The organism is Amycolatopsis stemonae, assembly GCF_054781455.1.
This window is the reverse complement of sequence record NZ_BAAGUJ010000002.1, coordinates 476,257-492,856: the sequence shown is the minus strand read 5'-3', so window position 1 is coordinate 492,856 and position 16,600 is coordinate 476,257. Positions and strand designations below refer to the sequence as shown.

General features: G+C 71.5%; 14 protein-coding genes. 11 read left to right on the top strand and 3 right to left on the bottom strand.

The features are described from left to right. Positions 1-125 precede the first annotated feature (125 nt). From ACYVLJ_RS08545 to ACYVLJ_RS08515, 7 genes are all read left to right on the top strand, one after another. A complete protein-coding gene (locus ACYVLJ_RS08545) occupies positions 126-845 on the top strand; it encodes a UDP-N-acetylglucosamine acyltransferase (protein WP_460438264.1) in 720 nt (239 codons plus the stop codon). 11 nt (positions 846-856) lie between these two features. Further along, a complete protein-coding gene (locus tag ACYVLJ_RS08540; protein WP_451971356.1) occupies positions 857-1,102 on the top strand; it encodes an acyl carrier protein in 246 nt (81 codons plus the stop codon). Then, the gene (locus tag ACYVLJ_RS08535; protein WP_451971358.1) at positions 1,095-1,826 is read left to right on the top strand and encodes an SDR family NAD(P)-dependent oxidoreductase; all 732 of its coding nucleotides are present in this window, start codon (positions 1,095-1,097) and stop codon (positions 1,824-1,826) included. The genes ACYVLJ_RS08540 and ACYVLJ_RS08535 overlap by 8 nt, the downstream gene beginning before the upstream one ends. Beyond that, the gene (locus tag ACYVLJ_RS08530) at positions 1,823-3,217 is read left to right on the top strand and encodes an AMP-binding protein (RefSeq protein ID WP_451971361.1); all 1,395 of its coding nucleotides are present in this window, start codon (positions 1,823-1,825) and stop codon (positions 3,215-3,217) included. The genes ACYVLJ_RS08535 and ACYVLJ_RS08530 overlap by 4 nt, the downstream gene beginning before the upstream one ends. 73 nt (positions 3,218-3,290) lie before the next feature. Further along, positions 3,291-4,343, top strand: a complete 1,053-nt coding sequence (locus tag ACYVLJ_RS08525; protein WP_451971364.1) for a LuxE/PaaK family acyltransferase — start codon at positions 3,291-3,293, stop codon at positions 4,341-4,343. Continuing rightward, entirely contained in the window at positions 4,340-5,584 is a 1,245-nt protein-coding gene (locus ACYVLJ_RS08520; protein ID WP_460438263.1) for an aldehyde dehydrogenase family protein, read from the top strand. Before ACYVLJ_RS08525 ends, ACYVLJ_RS08520 begins: the two co-directional genes overlap by 4 nt. Positions 5,585-5,595: 11 nt before the next feature. Beyond that, positions 5,596-6,573 carry a lysylphosphatidylglycerol synthase transmembrane domain-containing protein gene (locus tag ACYVLJ_RS08515; protein ID WP_451971370.1) on the top strand — a complete coding sequence of 326 codons (978 nt, stop codon included), beginning with the start codon at positions 5,596-5,598 and terminating at the stop codon, positions 6,571-6,573. Positions 6,574-6,816: 243 nt separating this feature from the next. On the opposite strand, the gene ACYVLJ_RS08510 is transcribed toward ACYVLJ_RS08515, so the two are convergent. Further along, a complete protein-coding gene (locus ACYVLJ_RS08510) occupies positions 6,817-8,718 on the bottom strand; it encodes a DUF6541 family protein (protein ID WP_460438262.1) in 1,902 nt (633 codons plus the stop codon). 170 nt (positions 8,719-8,888) lie between these two features. On the opposite strand from ACYVLJ_RS08510, the gene ACYVLJ_RS08505 reads away from it, so the two are divergent. The 3 genes from ACYVLJ_RS08505 to ACYVLJ_RS08495 all read left to right on the top strand — a co-directional run bounded on the left by ACYVLJ_RS08505 (position 8,889) and on the right by ACYVLJ_RS08495 (position 12,800). Then, positions 8,889-10,547, top strand: a complete 1,659-nt coding sequence (locus ACYVLJ_RS08505; protein ID WP_451971375.1) for a hypothetical protein — start codon at positions 8,889-8,891, stop codon at positions 10,545-10,547. After that, the gene (wsfD, locus tag ACYVLJ_RS08500; RefSeq protein WP_460438261.1) at positions 10,544-12,001 is read left to right on the top strand and encodes a glycan biosynthesis hexose transferase WsfD; all 1,458 of its coding nucleotides are present in this window, start codon (positions 10,544-10,546) and stop codon (positions 11,999-12,001) included. The genes ACYVLJ_RS08505 and wsfD overlap by 4 nt, the downstream gene beginning before the upstream one ends. Positions 12,002-12,071: 70 nt before the next feature. After that, positions 12,072-12,800, top strand: a complete 729-nt coding sequence (locus ACYVLJ_RS08495) for a lysophospholipid acyltransferase family protein (protein ID WP_451971381.1) — start codon at positions 12,072-12,074, stop codon at positions 12,798-12,800. On the opposite strand, the gene ACYVLJ_RS08490 is transcribed toward ACYVLJ_RS08495, so the two are convergent. After that, positions 12,797-13,594: an HAD family hydrolase gene (locus ACYVLJ_RS08490; RefSeq protein ID WP_460438623.1), complete on the bottom strand. Its 798-nt coding sequence runs from the start codon at positions 13,592-13,594 to the stop codon at positions 12,797-12,799. The two genes, ACYVLJ_RS08495 and ACYVLJ_RS08490, sit on opposite strands and share 4 nt — an antisense overlap. Positions 13,595-13,690: 96 nt before the next feature. Between ACYVLJ_RS08490 and ACYVLJ_RS08485 the strand changes: the two genes are divergently transcribed. Beyond that, positions 13,691-14,578: an LLM class flavin-dependent oxidoreductase gene (locus tag ACYVLJ_RS08485; RefSeq protein WP_460438260.1), complete on the top strand. Its 888-nt coding sequence runs from the start codon at positions 13,691-13,693 to the stop codon at positions 14,576-14,578. A 5-nt stretch (positions 14,579-14,583) separates the two neighbouring features. On the opposite strand, the gene ACYVLJ_RS08480 is transcribed toward ACYVLJ_RS08485, so the two are convergent. Further along, positions 14,584-16,593, bottom strand: a complete 2,010-nt coding sequence (locus ACYVLJ_RS08480; RefSeq protein ID WP_451971387.1) for a DUF6541 family protein — start codon at positions 16,591-16,593, stop codon at positions 14,584-14,586. Between the last annotated feature and the right edge of the window lie 7 nt (positions 16,594-16,600).

The following is a 16,600-nucleotide window of genomic DNA, read 5'->3' as shown; positions in this document are numbered from 1 at the left end:
TCGGCGCGTCCGGTACAGTGAGCCGCCGGTTCTGCGCCCGACCCCCCTGCACAACGCGGGCCACACGTTACCGGGCGCGGTAACACGCCCCTAACCCAGCCGCCGACGAACGGAAACCTGCACCCGTGCCCAACCGCATCCACCCGACCGCCGTCATCGGCGAAGGCGTCGAACTCGGCGACGACAACGTGATCGGGCCGTTCACCGTGGTCGTGGGGCCGGTTCGCATCGGCGACGGCAACTGGATCGGCCCGCACGTGACGATCGGCACGCCCGGCGAGGACCGTAGCCGCCCCCACCCGGCCGCCTGGGACGCCGCGCCGGTGGGTGACGCGGATCACGACGGCCACGGCGTCGTCATCGGCAGCCGCAACCGGATCCGCGAGTACATGAGCGTCCACCAAGGGACCTGGCGGACGACGACGGTCGGCAGCGACGGCTACTACCTGCGCAACTCCCACGTCGCGCACGACTGCCTGGTCGGCGACGGCGTGACGATCGCGTCCAACGCCGTGACCGGTGGCCACTGCCACATCTGGGACGGCGCCAACCTCGGCATGGGCGCGATCCTGCACCAGAAGGTCGTGGTCGGGCCGGGCGCGATGATCGGGATGGGCTCGGCCGTCCGGCGCGAGGTCGGCGCGTTCACCATCGCCGTCGGCAACCCCGCCCGGGTCACGGGCGTCAACGTGGTGGGCCTGTCCCGCCGCGGTCTGGACGAGGCCGCGATCGAGGCCCTCGGGCCGTGGCTGAAGGGCAAGGAAGGTCTCCCGGCCGTCGCCCTGCCCGAAGACCTCTCTACCTTGGTAAAGGCGTGGGACGCCCGCCCGCGCGCGGAACACTAGGAGCTGTGAGCATGTCGGAAGTCGCCCCCAAGCTGCGCGAGGTCTTCGTCGAGGCGCTGGACCTCGGCAGCGATGTGGACGTCGAGAACCTGAAGTACCGCGACATCGAGGCGTGGGACTCGGTCGGCCACATGGCGCTGGTCGCGGCCATCGAGGACGAGTTCGACGTCGAGTTCGACACCGACCAGGTGATCGACATGTCGAGCTTCAAGGTCGCCGTGGACATGGTGACCGAGCTGCAGTCGAAGAATGACTGATCTGACCGGGCGCGTCGCGCTCGTCACCGGCGGCACGCGGGGGATCGGCCTGGCCACCGCCCGCGCGCTCGCCGAGGCGGGCGCGACCGTGGTGCTCACCGGCCGCGACGAGGCCAAGGCCAAAGACGCAGCCGCGACCGCCGGCGCCGCGGCCGGGCTCGCCCTCGACGTCACCGACGCAAAGGCGGTGTCTTCGCTGGTCAGGGGCGTTGCGAAGGAGCACGGCAGGCTCGACGTCGTCGTCGCGAACGCCGGGATCATGGAGGACGCGCTCCTCGGGATGATCAAGGAAGAGCTCGTCGACACGACGCTGAGCACGAACGTCGCCGGCACCCTGCACACCGTCCAGGCCGCGGCCCGGGCGATGATGCGGAAGAAGACCGGGGCGATCGTGGTGCTCGCCTCGATCGTCGGCGAGCACGGGAGCGCCGGTCAGACGGTGTACGCGGCGTCGAAGGCGGCGGTGGCGAACATCGCGCGCTCGGCGGCGAAGGAGCTCGGCCGGTCCGGCATCCGCGTCAACGCGGTCGCGCCGGGCGTGATCGAGACCGACCTGACCGCGGGCCTGAGCGAAGAAGCGAAGGCCGAGAACACCGGCAAGACGCCGCTCGGGCGCCTGGGCCGGGCGGAAGACGTGGCGAACGCGATCCGGTTCCTGGTGAGTGATGAGGCGTCCTTCATCACCGGCCAGGTGCTGGGCGTCGACGGAGGCTTGGTGCTGTGACTTTGCTGGGTGCGGGAGCTCGGCTGGTGGACGTGGCCGGGGGCCGCACGCTGGCCGGCGCGGAACTGTCGGCCGAGGTCGGCCGGTCGGTGGAAGCGCTTGCCGCGCTCCCCGCCGGCGTCGTGTTCGCGCGGATGTCGGTCGACCTGCCGAGCGTGCTGACCTACCTGGGCGCGTTCGAGTCCGGGCGGGCCATCGCGCTGATCGACCCGTCGCTGGACGCCGACGTGCTGGCCGGCCTGGTCGAGCGCTTCCGGCCGGCGGCCGTGCTGGCCGCGTCCGGCGACGCGCCGCCGGGGTACGTCACGCGTGGCGGCGACTGGGTCCGCGAGTCGGCCGACGGCGTCCAGCCGCACCCCGACCTCGCCGTCCTGCTCCCGACCAGCGGGTCCACCGGCAACCCCAAGCTCGTCCGGCTCTCGCGCCAGGGGCTCCTGGCCAACGCCGACGCCATCGCGCAGGTGCTGCACATCGACGCCGACGAGGTCGCGCCGACCTGCCTGCCGCTGCACTACAGCTACGGCCTGTCGGTGCTGAACTCGCACCTGCTGCGGGACGCGACCGTGGTCATCGAGCCCTCCGGCGTGCTCGGCCGCGGGTTCTGGGACGCCGTGAACACCTACGGCGTCACGTCCCTTTCGGGCGTTCCGTACCACTACGAAATGCTGCGGCGGCTCAAGTTCGACCCCGCGAAGTACCCGACGCTGCGCACGCTGACGCAGGCCGGCGGGAAGCTGCGCGACGACCTGGTCGCCGAGTTCAACGAGAAGATGCTCGCGGTCGGCGGCCGGATGTACGTCATGTACGGCCAGACCGAGGCGTCGCCGCGGATGACGACGGTGCCCGCCGAGCGGCTGGCCGAAAAGCTCGGTTCCGCCGGGCCGGCGCTGCCAGGCGGCGCGTTCGCCGTCCGCCGGGACGACGGCTCGGAGACCACGCACCCGAAAATCGTCGGTGAGGTCGTCTACCGTGGGCCCAATGTGATGATGGGCTACGCCGACGACGAGTCCGGCTTGGCCAAGGGGGACGAATACGGCGGCGTGCTGGCCACCGGTGATCTGGGTTACCTCGACGAAGACGGGTACCTGTTCATCACGGGGCGGCTGAAGCGCATCGGCAAGGTGTTCGGCAACCGCGTCAGCCTCGACGACCTCGAGCACGCCGTGCGCACGGCGGCGGTCGGGATCGACGTGGTGGCGGCGGTGCCCGCGGGCGACAAGGTCGTCCTGTTCGCCGAAGGCGCGGACAAGGACATCTGCAAGGACGCTTCGCGGGCGCTGGCCGAGCGGCTGCACCTGCACGCCAGCGGGTTCGACGTCCGCCCGATCGACACCGTGCCGCTGCTGGCCAGCGGCAAGATCGACTACCGGACCTTGGAGGGGAAGGTATGAACGAGCTTGCGAGTGAATCATTCAACACAGCGCTCGCCGCTCAGGCCGAACTGAGCGTCAGCGAGGTCGGCGCATGAGCGTCTTCACGCGGTCGCAGGCCGACCGGGAGGCCCTGCTGCTGCCCGAACTCGCGGCCCTGACGGCCCACCACCGTGCGAATTCCGAGGGCTACGACCGGATCCTGGCCTCGCTCGGCATCGCGCCGGACGCTTCGTTCGCGACGATCGCCGACCTGCCCTGGCTGCCGGTGCGGATGTTCAAGACGCACGACCTCAAGTCCGTCCCGGACAGCGAGGTGTTCAAGACGCTGACCTCGTCGGGGACGACGGGCGCCGGCGCGTCGCGGATCTACCTGGACAAGGAGGCGGCGGGCGCGCAGACCAAGCAGCTCGGCGCCACGCTGCAGGAGGTCCTCGGCGGCGAGCGGCTGCCGATGCTGATGGTCGACACCATCGGCATCATCAAGAACCGCCGGTCGTTCTCCGCGCGCGGCGCGGGCGTGCTGGGCATGGCGAACTTCGGCCGCAAGCACACGTACGTGCTCGACGAGAACGACAAGCCGGACGTCGAGGCCGTCAAGAAGTTCCTGGCCGAGTACGGCGACAAGCCCTTCCTGATCTTCGGCTTCACGTTCATGGTGTGGCTCTACCTGTACGAGGTCGCGCGGGACAACGACCTGGACCTGTCGAACGGCATCCTCATCCACAGCGGTGGCTGGAAGAAGCTGATCGACCGCGCGGTGGACAACACCGAGTTCCGGCGGCGGTTCAAAGAGGACACCGGGCTCACCCGGATCCACAACTACTACGGGATGATCGAGCAGATCGGCACGGTGTTCCTCGAGGGCCCGTCCGGGAACTCGCTGTACTGCCCGGACTTCGCCGACGTCGTGATCCGGAACCCGGAGACGTGGGAAGAGCAGCCGGTCGGGGAGCCGGGCGTGATCGAGGTCGTCTCGACGCTGCCGCGGTCCTACCCGGGCCACGTGCTGCTGACCGAAGACCTGGGCGTCTACAACGGGATCGATGACGGCGACTGGCCGGGCAAGCACTTCTCCGTGCTCGGCAGGCTGCCCAAGGCCGAGGCCCGCGGCTGCTCGGACACCTTCTCGGGAGCGGCGGCGTGACTTCTCTGACCCAGCGGTTCCCCGAGGCGCCCGCCGTTTCCGTGCGCGACCTGGTCGACGAGCTGCGTGCCGAGCCGCCCGGCGGCCGGCTGCGCGTCGGCGATCCGCGGATCGTCGAGTTCGTCACGAAGTTCGCCCGCAAGCTGCTGGCCCCGGCGACCGCGCGGCGGTTCCCGGAGCTGGCGTCGCTCGGGTTCTTCCTGCGCAAGGGCGAAATCGCCAAGGCACTGTCCACACTGGACACGTCCGGCAGCGCGCTGCGGTTCCCGCGCGGGCTGGTCTTCCACGTGCCGCCGGCGAACGTCGACACGATCTTCGTCTACTCGTGGGCGCTGTCCGCGCTGGCGGGCAACCACAACGTCGTGCGCGTGTCGTCGCGCTCGGCCGGCGCCGCCGAGGCGGTGCTGGAAGCGCTGAACGCGGCGCTGTCCGAGGTGGACGCGTCCGTCGCGGAGGCCATCACGGCCACCCAGCGCATGGTGACCTACGACCGCAGCGACGAGGTCAGCGGCGCGCTGTCCCTGGCCGCCGACCTGCGCGTCATCTGGGGCGGCGACGGCTCGGTCGCGGCGCTGCGCAAGTACCCCCTGGCGCCGCACGCGCGTGACCTCACGTTCCCGGACCGCTCGTCGTTCGCCGTCGCGTCGGTGGCGGGCTGGCAGCGGGCGTCCGCGGAAGAGCGTCGCGCGGCCGCCGAGGGCTTCTACAACGACTCCTACTGGTTCGACCAGGCCGCCTGCTCGTCCCCGCGCGCGGTGTTCTGGGTCGGCGACGAGACGGGCGCCCGCGAGGCGGGGAGCGAGTTCCGCACGCTGCTGGCGTCGGTGCTCGCGTCGAAGCAGCACGTCACGGAACCGGCGATGGCCGTCCAAAAGCGCGTGTCGGCGTACGGCGCGGCGGCCGACGGGCTGGTCAAGGAGATCGCGTTCGACGGCAACGGCCTGGCGACTCTGGAGCTGGCCGACCCGGCGGTGCTGCCGCGTGAGTGGCTCGGCGCCGGCACGTTCGCGAACGCACGAGTGTCCACTTTGTCCGACCTGGTGCCGATCGTGCTCAGGAAGGATCAGACAGTCAGCCAGTTCGGTTTCACAACCGAGGAGCTCACGGCGTTCGCGCACGAGCTCGCGGGCCGCGGTGTGGACCGGATCGTGCCGTTCGGCTCGGCCCTGACGTTCTCCGCGGTGTGGGACGGTTACGATCTGCTGGCCGAATTCAGCCGCCTGGTCACGGTACAGGCCTGAAAGGATCGTCGATGACGACAGTTGAGACGCCGGAGGGCATGCCGGCTGCCGGAAAGCAGCGGAAGTCCACCAAGGCGAAGATCCTGGACGTCGTCAGGTGGGTTGCGATCCTCCTGGTCGTCGGGTTCGCCGCGAAGCAGCTCGCATCCAACTGGAACGAGTTCTGGCACACGTTGCACGACGTCGCGTGGCAGTCGTCCCTGCTCAGCCTGGTCGCCCTGATCGCGGCGATCATGGTGTCGACGTGGGGCTGGCAGGTCATGGTCGACGACCTCGGCGAGCCGATCGGCTACGCCCGCGGCGCGCAGATCTGCCTGGTCGGCTCGCTCGGCAAGTACGTGCCGGGGTCGGTCTGGGCGTACCTGCTGCAGATGGAGCTGGGCCGCAAGGCCGGCCTGGCCCGCGCCCGGATCTTCACGGGCTCGCTGATCCAGCTGGGCGTCGGCGTGGTGTCGGCGCTGGTGGTGTCGCTCTTGGCGGCCCCGGCGGTGTTCAGCAACAGCCCGCGCGCGATGTGGCTGTTCGTGCTCATCCCGGTCGGCCTGGCCTTGCTGCACCCGAAGATCCTCACGTGGGGCACGTCGCTGGTCCTGAAGATCCTGCGCCGCCCGCCGTTGAAGCACCCGCTGAGCTGGAAGGTCATCGGCAAGGTCTTCGGCGCCTCGACGGCCGCGTGGTGCCTGCAGGGCATCCACCTGTGGCTGCTGGCCAACTCGGTCGGCACCCCGGGCTTCAGCGGCTTCATCCTGTGCGTGGGCGCGATGGCCGTGGCGATGACGGTGGGCACGTTCGCGTTCATCCTCCCGAGTGGCGTGGGCGTCCGGGAGGTGGCCCAGGTAGCGGTCCTGACGGCGAGCGGCCTGACGGTCGGCCAGGCCACGGCCTTCGCGGTGGCCTCCCGGGTGATGTTCACGGTGGCGGACCTGCTGACGGCCGGCCTGGCAGCCGTCGCGGCCCGTTCGACCCGCTCGACGGTCCCCGCGGCCTGACCTGCTCTTCTACGCGAAAACCCGGCGCCAGGTTCCTCCCGGCGCCGGGTTTTCTGCGTCTTGGGTCTGGCGGGTCGCGGTTCAGACCCGGCCTGTCGGGGGTCGCTGCCGCCTGGCCTGCTCTGCATACGCGAAACCCGGCGCCGAGGTCGTGACCTGCGCGGTCAGGTTTGTCCACCGCCTGTACCCAAGTTGTCCACAGCCCTTACTCACATGTGGACAACCGGGCGGGGCCGCGGGCCCTCAGCCCACGATCTGGTAGATCACCGCGTCCGGGTTGTGGTACGCCTCCTTGAGGAACGGCATCCCGGCCAGGTAGTCCAAGCCCGGCTGGTACGGGCCCTTGCCCGGGTCCGTGCGCGGCTTGCCGAGGATCACCCAGTGGATGTTCCACTTCTTGACCGCCGCGCGGACGGCCGGGTTGGTCTCGTACTCGCGGAAGTGGTCGGCCAGCAGCAGGGCGTCGGTCGGGGGCCACGTCTCGTCGAAGTGGCCCGCCACCGAGCGGACGCCCGACAGCGCGTACGTCCAGGCCGTCCCGTCGAAGCGGTCGTTCATCGCCCAGTCGCCCGGTTTGGCCAGCTTGCCGAGCTCCACCATCGCCGCTTCCTCGCCCGGCGTGATGCGCATCTTCTCCGGGTCCGCCGACTGGTAGCCGGTCCACACGCGGTCGCCGTTCGAGCGGTAGTACAGGCCGTTCGACAGGCCCACGAACGCCAGCATGACCACCACGCCGACGGCGACCGCCGGCACGTGGTGACCGCGGATCGCCGGGAGCCGGTCGCGCAGCCACGCCTGGGTTTCCGCGAGGCCGTGCGCCGCCAGGACCGTCAGCGGGATCGCCGCCATCGAGAAGAACCGGAACGGGTCGTCCCACCACGGGCGCGAAAGCGCCATCACGAGCGGCGCGTTGGTCGACGACACCGCGATGTAGGCGAAGCCCGTCACCGCGGCCGTCAGGCCGATCCAGCGCAGCGCACCGGCCCGGGTGAAGAACACGATGCCCAGGAACAGCGCCACGGACAGCCAGACCTGGGGATGCGCTTCCAGGTGCTGGAAGCTCAACAGCGCCCCGAGCGCGGTCGACGCGCGCCATTCGTTCGGCCAGCCGAGGTAGGGGACGTTGCCCGCGGCCAGGCCCAGCGCACCGAACAGCTGCAGCCACGCCACGAACAGGGACAGGACCGCGATCGGCAGCAGCGCCAGCAGGTCCCGGCCGATCTTGCGCCAGTTCGTCAGCCAGCGCTGCACCAGCATCGGCCCGGCGAACAGGATGCCGCCGAACAACGTCGACGAGTGGATGCACAGGAGGCCGACCGCCGCGAGCAGCAGGATCAGGCCGGTGTCCGGCGCGACGCGGTCCAGGTAGCGCTTCAGCGCCACCGCGGCCAGCGGCGTCAGCGTGACGCCCAGCGCGAACGGCAGCAGCGGCCCGCGGTCCATCGACTCGTACACGCCCATCACCGGTGCCACCGCGGTCAGCGCCACCGCGCCGGCCAGCACCGCGCGGCCGCGGAACGTGCGCACCAGCGTCACCAGCGAAAGGGCCAGCAAACCGGGCAGCAGCAGGGTGTTCGCGTCCAGCGTCGCCGGGATCGTCGCGCCGCTCAGCCGGTACGTCGTGGCCGCCAGCAGGTGGTAGGCGTTGGGGTAGAACACCGGGGTGGCGTCGCCCCACCAGTTCACGTTGCTCGTGCCGAACAGGCTGCCGTCACCGGTGTCGGCGATGTAGCGGACGGCGTTCCCGTGGTACACCGCGTCGAAGCCCTGCGGCAGCACACCGATGTGGCCCAGGCCACGCAAAGTCGCGTAGAACCCCACCGCCGCGGCGAACACCAGGCACAGCGCCACGGCGATGTGCCCGCGACGGTCCCACAGGCCGGGTTCCGGCTCCGGCGCCCAGCGGCGCACCGTCAGTTTCCGGACACCGTAAGCGATCGCGACGAACACGACGGTCGAAACGGCGTAGGTCACCGGGTTGAAGGAAATGCCCATCGCCGCAGTCCACGGCCCGGTCAGGCCGCCGATGGCGTAGCTCAGCAGCGGGGCCAGCCCGGCGAGAGTCCAGCCGCGCAAGCCCGCGGCGAGACCCGTCAACAGGCCGGGCACGGCGATGACGACGATGGCAACGCAAACAGAGAGCACGATGGAGACTAAGCCGGGAACGATCAGGCCCGTGCTCCGGGGTATGTCCCGGTCATCGAGACGGGCCCGTCCGCGAGCGTCCCTTCGCGATACCCGATCGGGTTATATTGGCCGGTGGCGTTTCCCTGCTTGACTGGCGCCGGGCGGGGCGATCTTCACGAGGGGGCCGGGTGGTCTACGCGGTCGTGGTGGCGTGGCTGGTCCTCGCCGCCATCGTCGTGCTGACCTGGGGCCGCCTCGACACCGACCGCGGCTGGCGCGGCTTCGTGCTCGCGCTCACCCTGGGCCTTTCGCTGCTGCACCAGCTCCTCTTCGCGACCGTGACCGAGGACGCGCTCGTTTCCTTCCGCTACGCGCAGAACATCGCCGATGGCAACGGCCCGGTCTTCAACCCCGGCGAACGTGTCGAGGGCTACACCAACTTCCTCTGGCTGGTGCTCATCGCGTTGCCGCGGGCCGCGTTCGGTGTCGACGTGCGGACCGCCGCCGTCGTGTTCGGTGTCGTCTCCGCGCTCGGCTGCGTGCTCGTGTCGTACTTCCTGGCCAACCGGATCGTCGCGGCGGCCGCCCCGGCCGGTGCCGAGCCGCGGCCGGCGATCGGCGTCGCCGCCGCCGTGCTGACGGCGAGCGCGGGCGGGCTCGCCGTCTACGGGCCGTCCGGCTCCGAGGTCCCGCTGTTCGTGCTGCTCGTCCTCGCCGTCGGCCTCTCGCTCGCGGCGCGCCGTCCGGTGGTCGCCGGGGTGCTCGTCGCGTTCGCCACGATGACCAGCCCGGAAGGAGTGGTGGTCGCCGTGCTGGGCGGCCTCTGGCTGGCCGGTGCCGCGCTGAAGAAGAAGCACAGCTGGTGGGCACCGGCGGGGTACGTCCTGGGCGCGCTGGTGTTCCTGATCCCCCGGCTGGCCTGGCGCGCGACGTTCTACCAGCACTTCCTCCCGGCGCCGCTGGCGGCGAAGTTCGGGGGGCCACTGGGGCCGCAGGTCGCGGACGGCTGGTCGTACCTGTCCGGGTTCGCCTTGGCGCATCAGGGTTTCCTGCTGCTCGGGCTGGTCGCCGCGGTCGCCCTGGTGCTGCGGCGCACCGAAGCCGCCGAGGCCCGGGCCCTGGTCTGGCTGCTTTTCGCGACGGTCGCCGGGCTCGCGGCCGCCGCCGTGGTCGGCGGCGGCGATTCCGGGCCGTCGTGGCGGCTGCTGGCGCCCGTTCCGCCGCTGCTCGCCGTCGCGGCCGTCTCCGTGTACGGCGTGCTCACCGCCGACGTCGAGGGAAAGCCGTCGCCACGGCCGAAGGCGTGGCCCGCCGCGACCCGGCTCGTCCCGGTGACCGCCTGCGGGCTCGCCGGCATCGCGGTCCTGGTCTCGGTGTTCAGCCCCGACATGCTCGACCGCGTCCGCGACTGGCGGGCGCACGGCACCGAGCTCACCGAGATCGGCGGCTGGCTCGGCGAGTACCTGCCGGCCGGGTCGGTGGTCAGCGCCGCCGCGCCCGGCGCGCTCGCGGCCCACGGCGGGCAGTTGCTCATCGTCGACGTCCTCGGCCGCACCGACGACCACATCGCCCGCGAAGGGCGCCACGACGGCGGTGTCGCGACCGACTACGACTACGTGGTCAACGGCCGCCGCCCGACGGTCGCCGTGCCCGCCGACGGCGGATACGCCGACCGCCAGCACTGCGCGATCGACCCGGTCTACGCGGGCAAGTACGAGGTGGCCACGTTCCGCCGCGTCGGCACGCCTTACTGGGTCGCCGTCTACCCCCGTGCGGAGCAGGCCAAATCGGTAGTCACGGACCTCGACAAGGGCCCGGACTTCCGCTACGTACCCTGTCCTTCGTGAAGGTCGAGGCCCCGAGACGGCAGTTGGGTACCGAAACGCGGCTGGGGATCGGGGTGTTCGGCGCGTCGCTCGCGCTGTTCGTGCTGCGGTTCCTGGTGCCGCGCCCGGTCGCGATGTCCAACAACGGCGACGGCGCGCGCGTGCTGTGCGGCGCCGGGATCACCTGGGAGGGCGGTCCCGAGCCCTTCATCCACCTCGCCTACACCGCCGCACCCGGCGCCCAGCCGTGCCGGCCGACGTACCTGCTCACGCAGAGCTGGCTCGCGGACCTGGCCGTCCGGCTCGGCCGGCTGGTCGGCCTCCACACGACGTTGAGCCTGGTCGTGCTGGGCCTGCTCAGCAGCGTCATCGCCGCGGCCGCGATCGCCGCGATCGTGCTCGGCCTGCCGTACCGGCTCCGGACCCGCCTGATCGCGGCGGCCGCGCTGCTGCTGGTCGTCGCCGATTCGGCGTTCTTCGGCTACTTCGCCTCGGTGCTCGGCGAGGGCGCGGCCTTCCTGGGGCTGCTGCTGATCGTCGGTGGCCTGCTGCTGACGGCCCGCCCCGGCCGGTGGAGCTACGTCGGCATGGCGGTGACGTTCGTCGGCGGGGTCCTGGCCGTCAACGCCAAGGTCCAGACGCTGACCATCTTCCCGATCCTCGCGCTGGCGATCCTCCTCGTCCGCCCCGGCAACCTGCGCGGGCTGAAGCGGTGGGCGGCGGCCGCGCTGGTGATCGTGGCCCTCGGCGGCGCCACGTTCCTCGCACAGAAGAGCGTCGACCCGGCCGTCGCCCCCGACGGCACGGTCGCCGCCCGGCCCGGCGACGACTCACGCGAAGTCAACATGTTCAACTCGATCTTCCTGAGCATCGTCGACGGCAAGCACGACACCCAGGCCGACCTGGCCGACCTCGGGCTGCCGCCGTCGTTCGCGCAGTACGCGGGCAACGGCTGGTGGCACCCGCACCCCGCGACGGCGGACCCGCTCTACCCGCAGTACCGGCACCTGATGAGCCGCCGGAACGTCATCACGTACTTCGCGACGCACCCCGGCCGGACGCTGCAGGTGCTGAACAAGGCCGCGACCGACCAGCTCACCGCCCGCCCGGACTACCTCGGCAGCTTCGACAAGGACGCCGGGTTCGCGCCGCACGCGCAGGAGTACCGGGTGCCGGTGGTGTCGTGGCTGACCGGTCTGATCGCCCCGCTCGGCCTGTTCGTGCTGGTGCCGATCTGGCTGTTCGTGCTGGTCAGGGCCTGGATGCAGCGCCGGGGGCCGCTGGGCGTCGTGCTGGCGTTCCTGCTCGTGGTCTCGCTGTCGCAGTTCGGCACGGCCGCGCTGGGCGACGGCATCGAGGGCATCAAGCACCAGTCGGTCGCGCTCTTCACGATCCTGCTGGCGCTCGTGCTCGCCGCGCTGCCCCGGCCGCGGCCAGGCGAGGGCGACCCGGAGGAAGACGTGCAGCGGCCGTGAGCTTCGCCCGTTTTGTGTTCTTCCCCGCTTGAACGGCCGCCAAGAACCTACGGTCCCGTAACCTGGCCCGATGGCCGACTTCGTGTACCCGCCCGTGATCGCGGCGGCCCGGACCATGTTCCGGGTACTCGACAACCGCATCCGGGTCGAGGGCGCGGAGCACATCCCGCGGCACGGCGGTGCCGTGATCGCGTGCAACCACGTGAGCTACCTCGACTTCATCTTCTGCGGCCTCGGCGCGCGCCCGGCCAAGCGGCTGACGCGGTTCATGGCGAAGAAGGAGATCTTCGACAACAAGATCGCCGGGCCGCTGATGCGCGGGATGCACCACATCTCCGTCGACCGCTCCGCCGGCCTGGCCTCCTACCGCGAGGCCCTCGAAAAGCTGCAGGCCGGTGAGGTCGTCGGCGTCTTCCCCGAAGCCACCATCAGCCGGTCGTTCACGGTCAAGGAGATCAAGTCGGGTGCCGTCCGGATGGCCGCGGCGGCGGACGTCCCGGTGGTGCCGATGGCGCTGTGGGGCACCCAGCGGCTCTGGACGAAGGGCCGGCCGAAGGACCTGACCCGCCGGCACGTGCCGATCTCGATCCTCGTCGGCGAGCCGATGTACCCGGCGAAGGGCGACGACTGGGACGTCGTGACGAAGGAGCTGCGCACCCGGATGAGCGCGCTGCTCGACCGGGCCCAGGCCGAGTACCCGGAGCAGCCGGCGTCCGAGGACGAACGCTGGTGGCTGCCCGCGCACCTGGGCGGCACCGCCCCGACCCCGGTCGAAGCGGCGGAGCTCGACCGCCGCTAGAACCAGCGCTCGAGGACCTGCGCGACGCCGTCTTCGCCGGCCGGGCCGGTGATCTCGTCGGCCACGTCCTGGACCTTCCTGTGCCCGTTCTCCATCGCGACGCCGTGGCCGGCCCAGCGGAGCATCTCGACGTCGTTGGGCATGTCGCCGAAGGCGATCACCCGCTCGCGGTCGACGTCCAGCCGCTCGGCGACGTCGGCCAGGCCCGTCGCCTTCGTGATCCCCGGCGCGGACAGCTCCACGAGCCCGCCCGACGACGAGTAGGTCGCCGCCACCTCGTGCGGGAACAGCGACTCCACGGCGTCGGCGATTTCCTCGGACGACATCCCGCGGTGGCTGACCAGCAGCTTGATCGCCGGGTGGCCGAGCACTTCGGCCCGCGGCGCCGTGCGGCCTTCGCCGTCACCCCAGGGGTTGTGGTAGTTCGGCTCGATGACGAAGCTGCGCATCTCGTGGTCGACGCCGGTGCTGACGCGCTCGGCGGCCAGCCGGCAGCCGGGCAGGGCCTTGTCGAGCGCGTGCGCGAGGTCGTGGAGCAGCTCCGGCTTCAGGAGCCCGTGCACGGCGACGACCTCTTCGCGGCCGCAGTCGTAGAGCACGGCGCCGTTCGCGCACACCGCGTACCCGGTCAGCTCGAGCGGCTTCGCGACGGGCGCGATCCAGCGCGGCGGCCGGCCGCTGGCCAGCACGAACGGCACGCCGGCGTCGATCGCCCGCCGGACGGTCGCGATCGTGCGGGCGGTGAGCGATTCGGAGGGGCCGAGCAGGGTGCCGTCGACGTCGGACGCGATCAACTGGGGTCTCTCCACCCCGCCATTGTCCCTGACACGTTCGGGGGATGGCTTGCCCGTCCGTGCGACTGTCGGTGGTAACCGATAGCGTCCGGAACCGTGCGAGTAGGCATCGTGATTCTCCCGGAAGATCGTTGGTGGGCCGCCGAGCCGAAGTGGCGCGCCGCCGAGGAATACGGCTTCGACCACGCGTGGACGTACGACCACCTGGGGTGGCGCAACCTGGTCGACGGGCCGTGGTTCTCCGCGGTCCCGACCCTGACGGCCGCCGCGATGGTGACGTCCCGCATCCGGCTGGGCACGTTCGTGGCGTCCCCGGTCGCGCGGCACCCGGTGCCGTTCATGCGCGAGCTCAACACCCTCGACGACGTCTCGGACGGCCGGTTCGTCCTGGGCGTCGGCGCGGGCGTCGACCACCTGCACTACGACGGCCAGGTCCTGGAAGCGCCGGCCCTGACCGCGAAGCAGCGCGCCGACCGGTTCACGGAGTTCGTCGAGGCGCTCGACGGACTGCTCATGACCGACAAGTTCGACTTCGACGGCGAGTACTACCGGGCCCGCGAGGCCCGCAACCTGCCGGGCTCGGTCCAGCGGCCGCGGCTCCCGTTCGTGGTCGCGGCGAACGGCCCCCGCACGATGACGCTGGCGGCCCGCTTCGGCGCGGGCTGGGTCACGACGGGCAAGGGCGGCGCGACCGAGGACGAGTGGTGGGGCGGCATCAAGCAGCTCACCGAGGTCTTCGACCAGCGCCTCGACGCGGCCGGCCGCGACCGGGCGAGCATCCAGCGGCACCTGAGCCTGGACGCGTCGCCGGTGTTCTCCCTGAGCAGCGTGGAGGCGTTCCGCGACGCGGCGGGCCGCGCGGGCGAGCTGGGCTTCACCGACGTCATCGCCCACTGGCCGCGCTCGTCTTCGCCGTACGAAGGCCGTGAGGCAGTGCTGGAGCAGGTGGCGAGCGAGGTGCTCCCCGAACTCCACGCGAACTAGACCAGTTATTTGACCAACCGGTAGATGACCGCGCCCGGGTTCCGGTACACGACGGTCACGAAGTCGCGGCCGTCCAGGTGCTGCAGGCCCGGCGCGATCGGGGTGTCGCGGCGGATCGTGCCGCTGCCGACCAGCACGTAGTGGATGTTCAGCCGCTCGACCGCGGCGCGGGCCTCGGGGTCGGTGTCGTAGTTCGTGAAGTGCGTCGCCAGGTAGAGCGCGTCCGGCGGGGCCACGCCCGCGTCGTAGTGGCCGGCCACCGGGTGGACGCCGGTCAGCGCGTACATCCAGGCCGTGCCGTCCATCCGGTCGTTGAGCACCTTCTGGTCGGCCGGGATGCCCAGGGTGCCGAGCTTCTCCATCGCGTCGATCTCGTCGGCGCTGACCGGCGGGACCACCTCGCCGGGCAGGCCGTTGTAGTACAGCAGCGACACCGTCTTGGCGTTGGCCGCGCGGTAGAAACCGCCGGTCAGCACGCCCATCGCGACCACCAGCAGCACCGCCGAGGCCAGCCCGATCCGGCCCGTCAGCCACGGGCGGGCCCGCACCCACGCGCGTCCGCTCGCGAGCTTCGAGACCCAGCGCTGGGTCTCGCTCATGCCGTGCGCGGCGAGCAGGCAGAGCGGGATCGCCGCCAGCGCCATCAGCCGGAACCGGTCGTTCCACCAGGGCCGCGACAGGGTGATCACCCAGTCTTCGCCGCCGAAGCAGGCGACGACCACGAACAACGCGGACAGGCCGATCGTCGACAGCACCACCCAGCGCATCCGCCGCAGCGCGAGCAGCGTCAGCAGGCCGAGGGCGAGGAACACCGTCAGCCAGACCTGCGGCACCGGGAGCACCTGCTTGAACGTCGCCAGCATGGCCAGGGCCTTCCACACCGGCATGTGCGAGCCCCAGGCGTGGTACGGGTACGACCCGGCCGTGAAGGTGATCGCGCCGAGGATGTGCGGCGCGGCCAGCAGCCCGGCCACCACCATCACCGGCAGCGTCTTCAGCACGTCGCCGCCGAGGATCCGCCAGGCGGGCCGGCCGTCCGGGACGCCGTCGACGCGCTTGCCCCGCAGCGCCCGGTACCAGCGCTGCACCACCAGCGGGAACGCGAAGAGCAGGGCCCCGAACAGGGCGCTCGAGTGCGCGGCGAGCAGGCCGGTCGCGCTCAGCGCCAGCACCCCGCCGGTGTCGACGCCCGGCCGCACGAGGAACCGCTGCAGCGCGACCACGGCCAGCGGCGTCAGCACGATGCCGAGCGCGAACGGCAGCAGCCCGCTCGACACCGACTCGTACGCCCCGGTCGTCGCCTCGCCCGCGACGACCGCCGCGCAGCCGGCGAACACCGCGCGGCCGCCGAGCTGGCGCACCAGCGCGACCATGCCCAGCGCGAACAGCCCGGCGATCGGCATCGTGACCGCGTTGAGCGTGACCGGCACCGACGTGCCCGAGAGCTGGTAGACCAGGGCACCGACCAGGTGGTACGCGTTCGGGTAGAACGAGCCCTCCGGGTACCAGTTGATGGTGCCCATGCCGGTCAGCGAGCCGTCACCGGTGTCGGCGATGTACCGGATGCCGTTCGCGTGGAAGACGGTGTCCCAGCGCTGGAACACCGCGGTCGTCCCGCCGCGGCCGGTGACGACCACGGCGATCGACACGGCCGTCGCGATCGCGACGCAGGCGGCCACGGCCAGGTGGGCCCGGCCCGTCCACCGCTCCGGCGGCTCCTCGGCCCCCGGCGTGATCCAGCCGCGGACGACGGCGAGCCGGCGGGCGCCGGCCAGCACGGCGGCGAGCAGGAGGGTGCAGGCGGCGACGCTCAGCGGGCCGTACGGCACGTGCGCGATCGCCAGCCACGGGCCGGCCAGGCCGGTGATGGCGTAGCTGAGCAGCGGCGCGAGCCCGGCCAGGGCCCAGCCGCGCAGGCCGGCGGCCCACCCGACGACCCCGCCGGGGACCGCCAGCACGGCCAGATACGTCGCTACCGCGCCGAAGTAGCTCCAGAAGTCCTCGGGTGCAGGCACTGCTTTC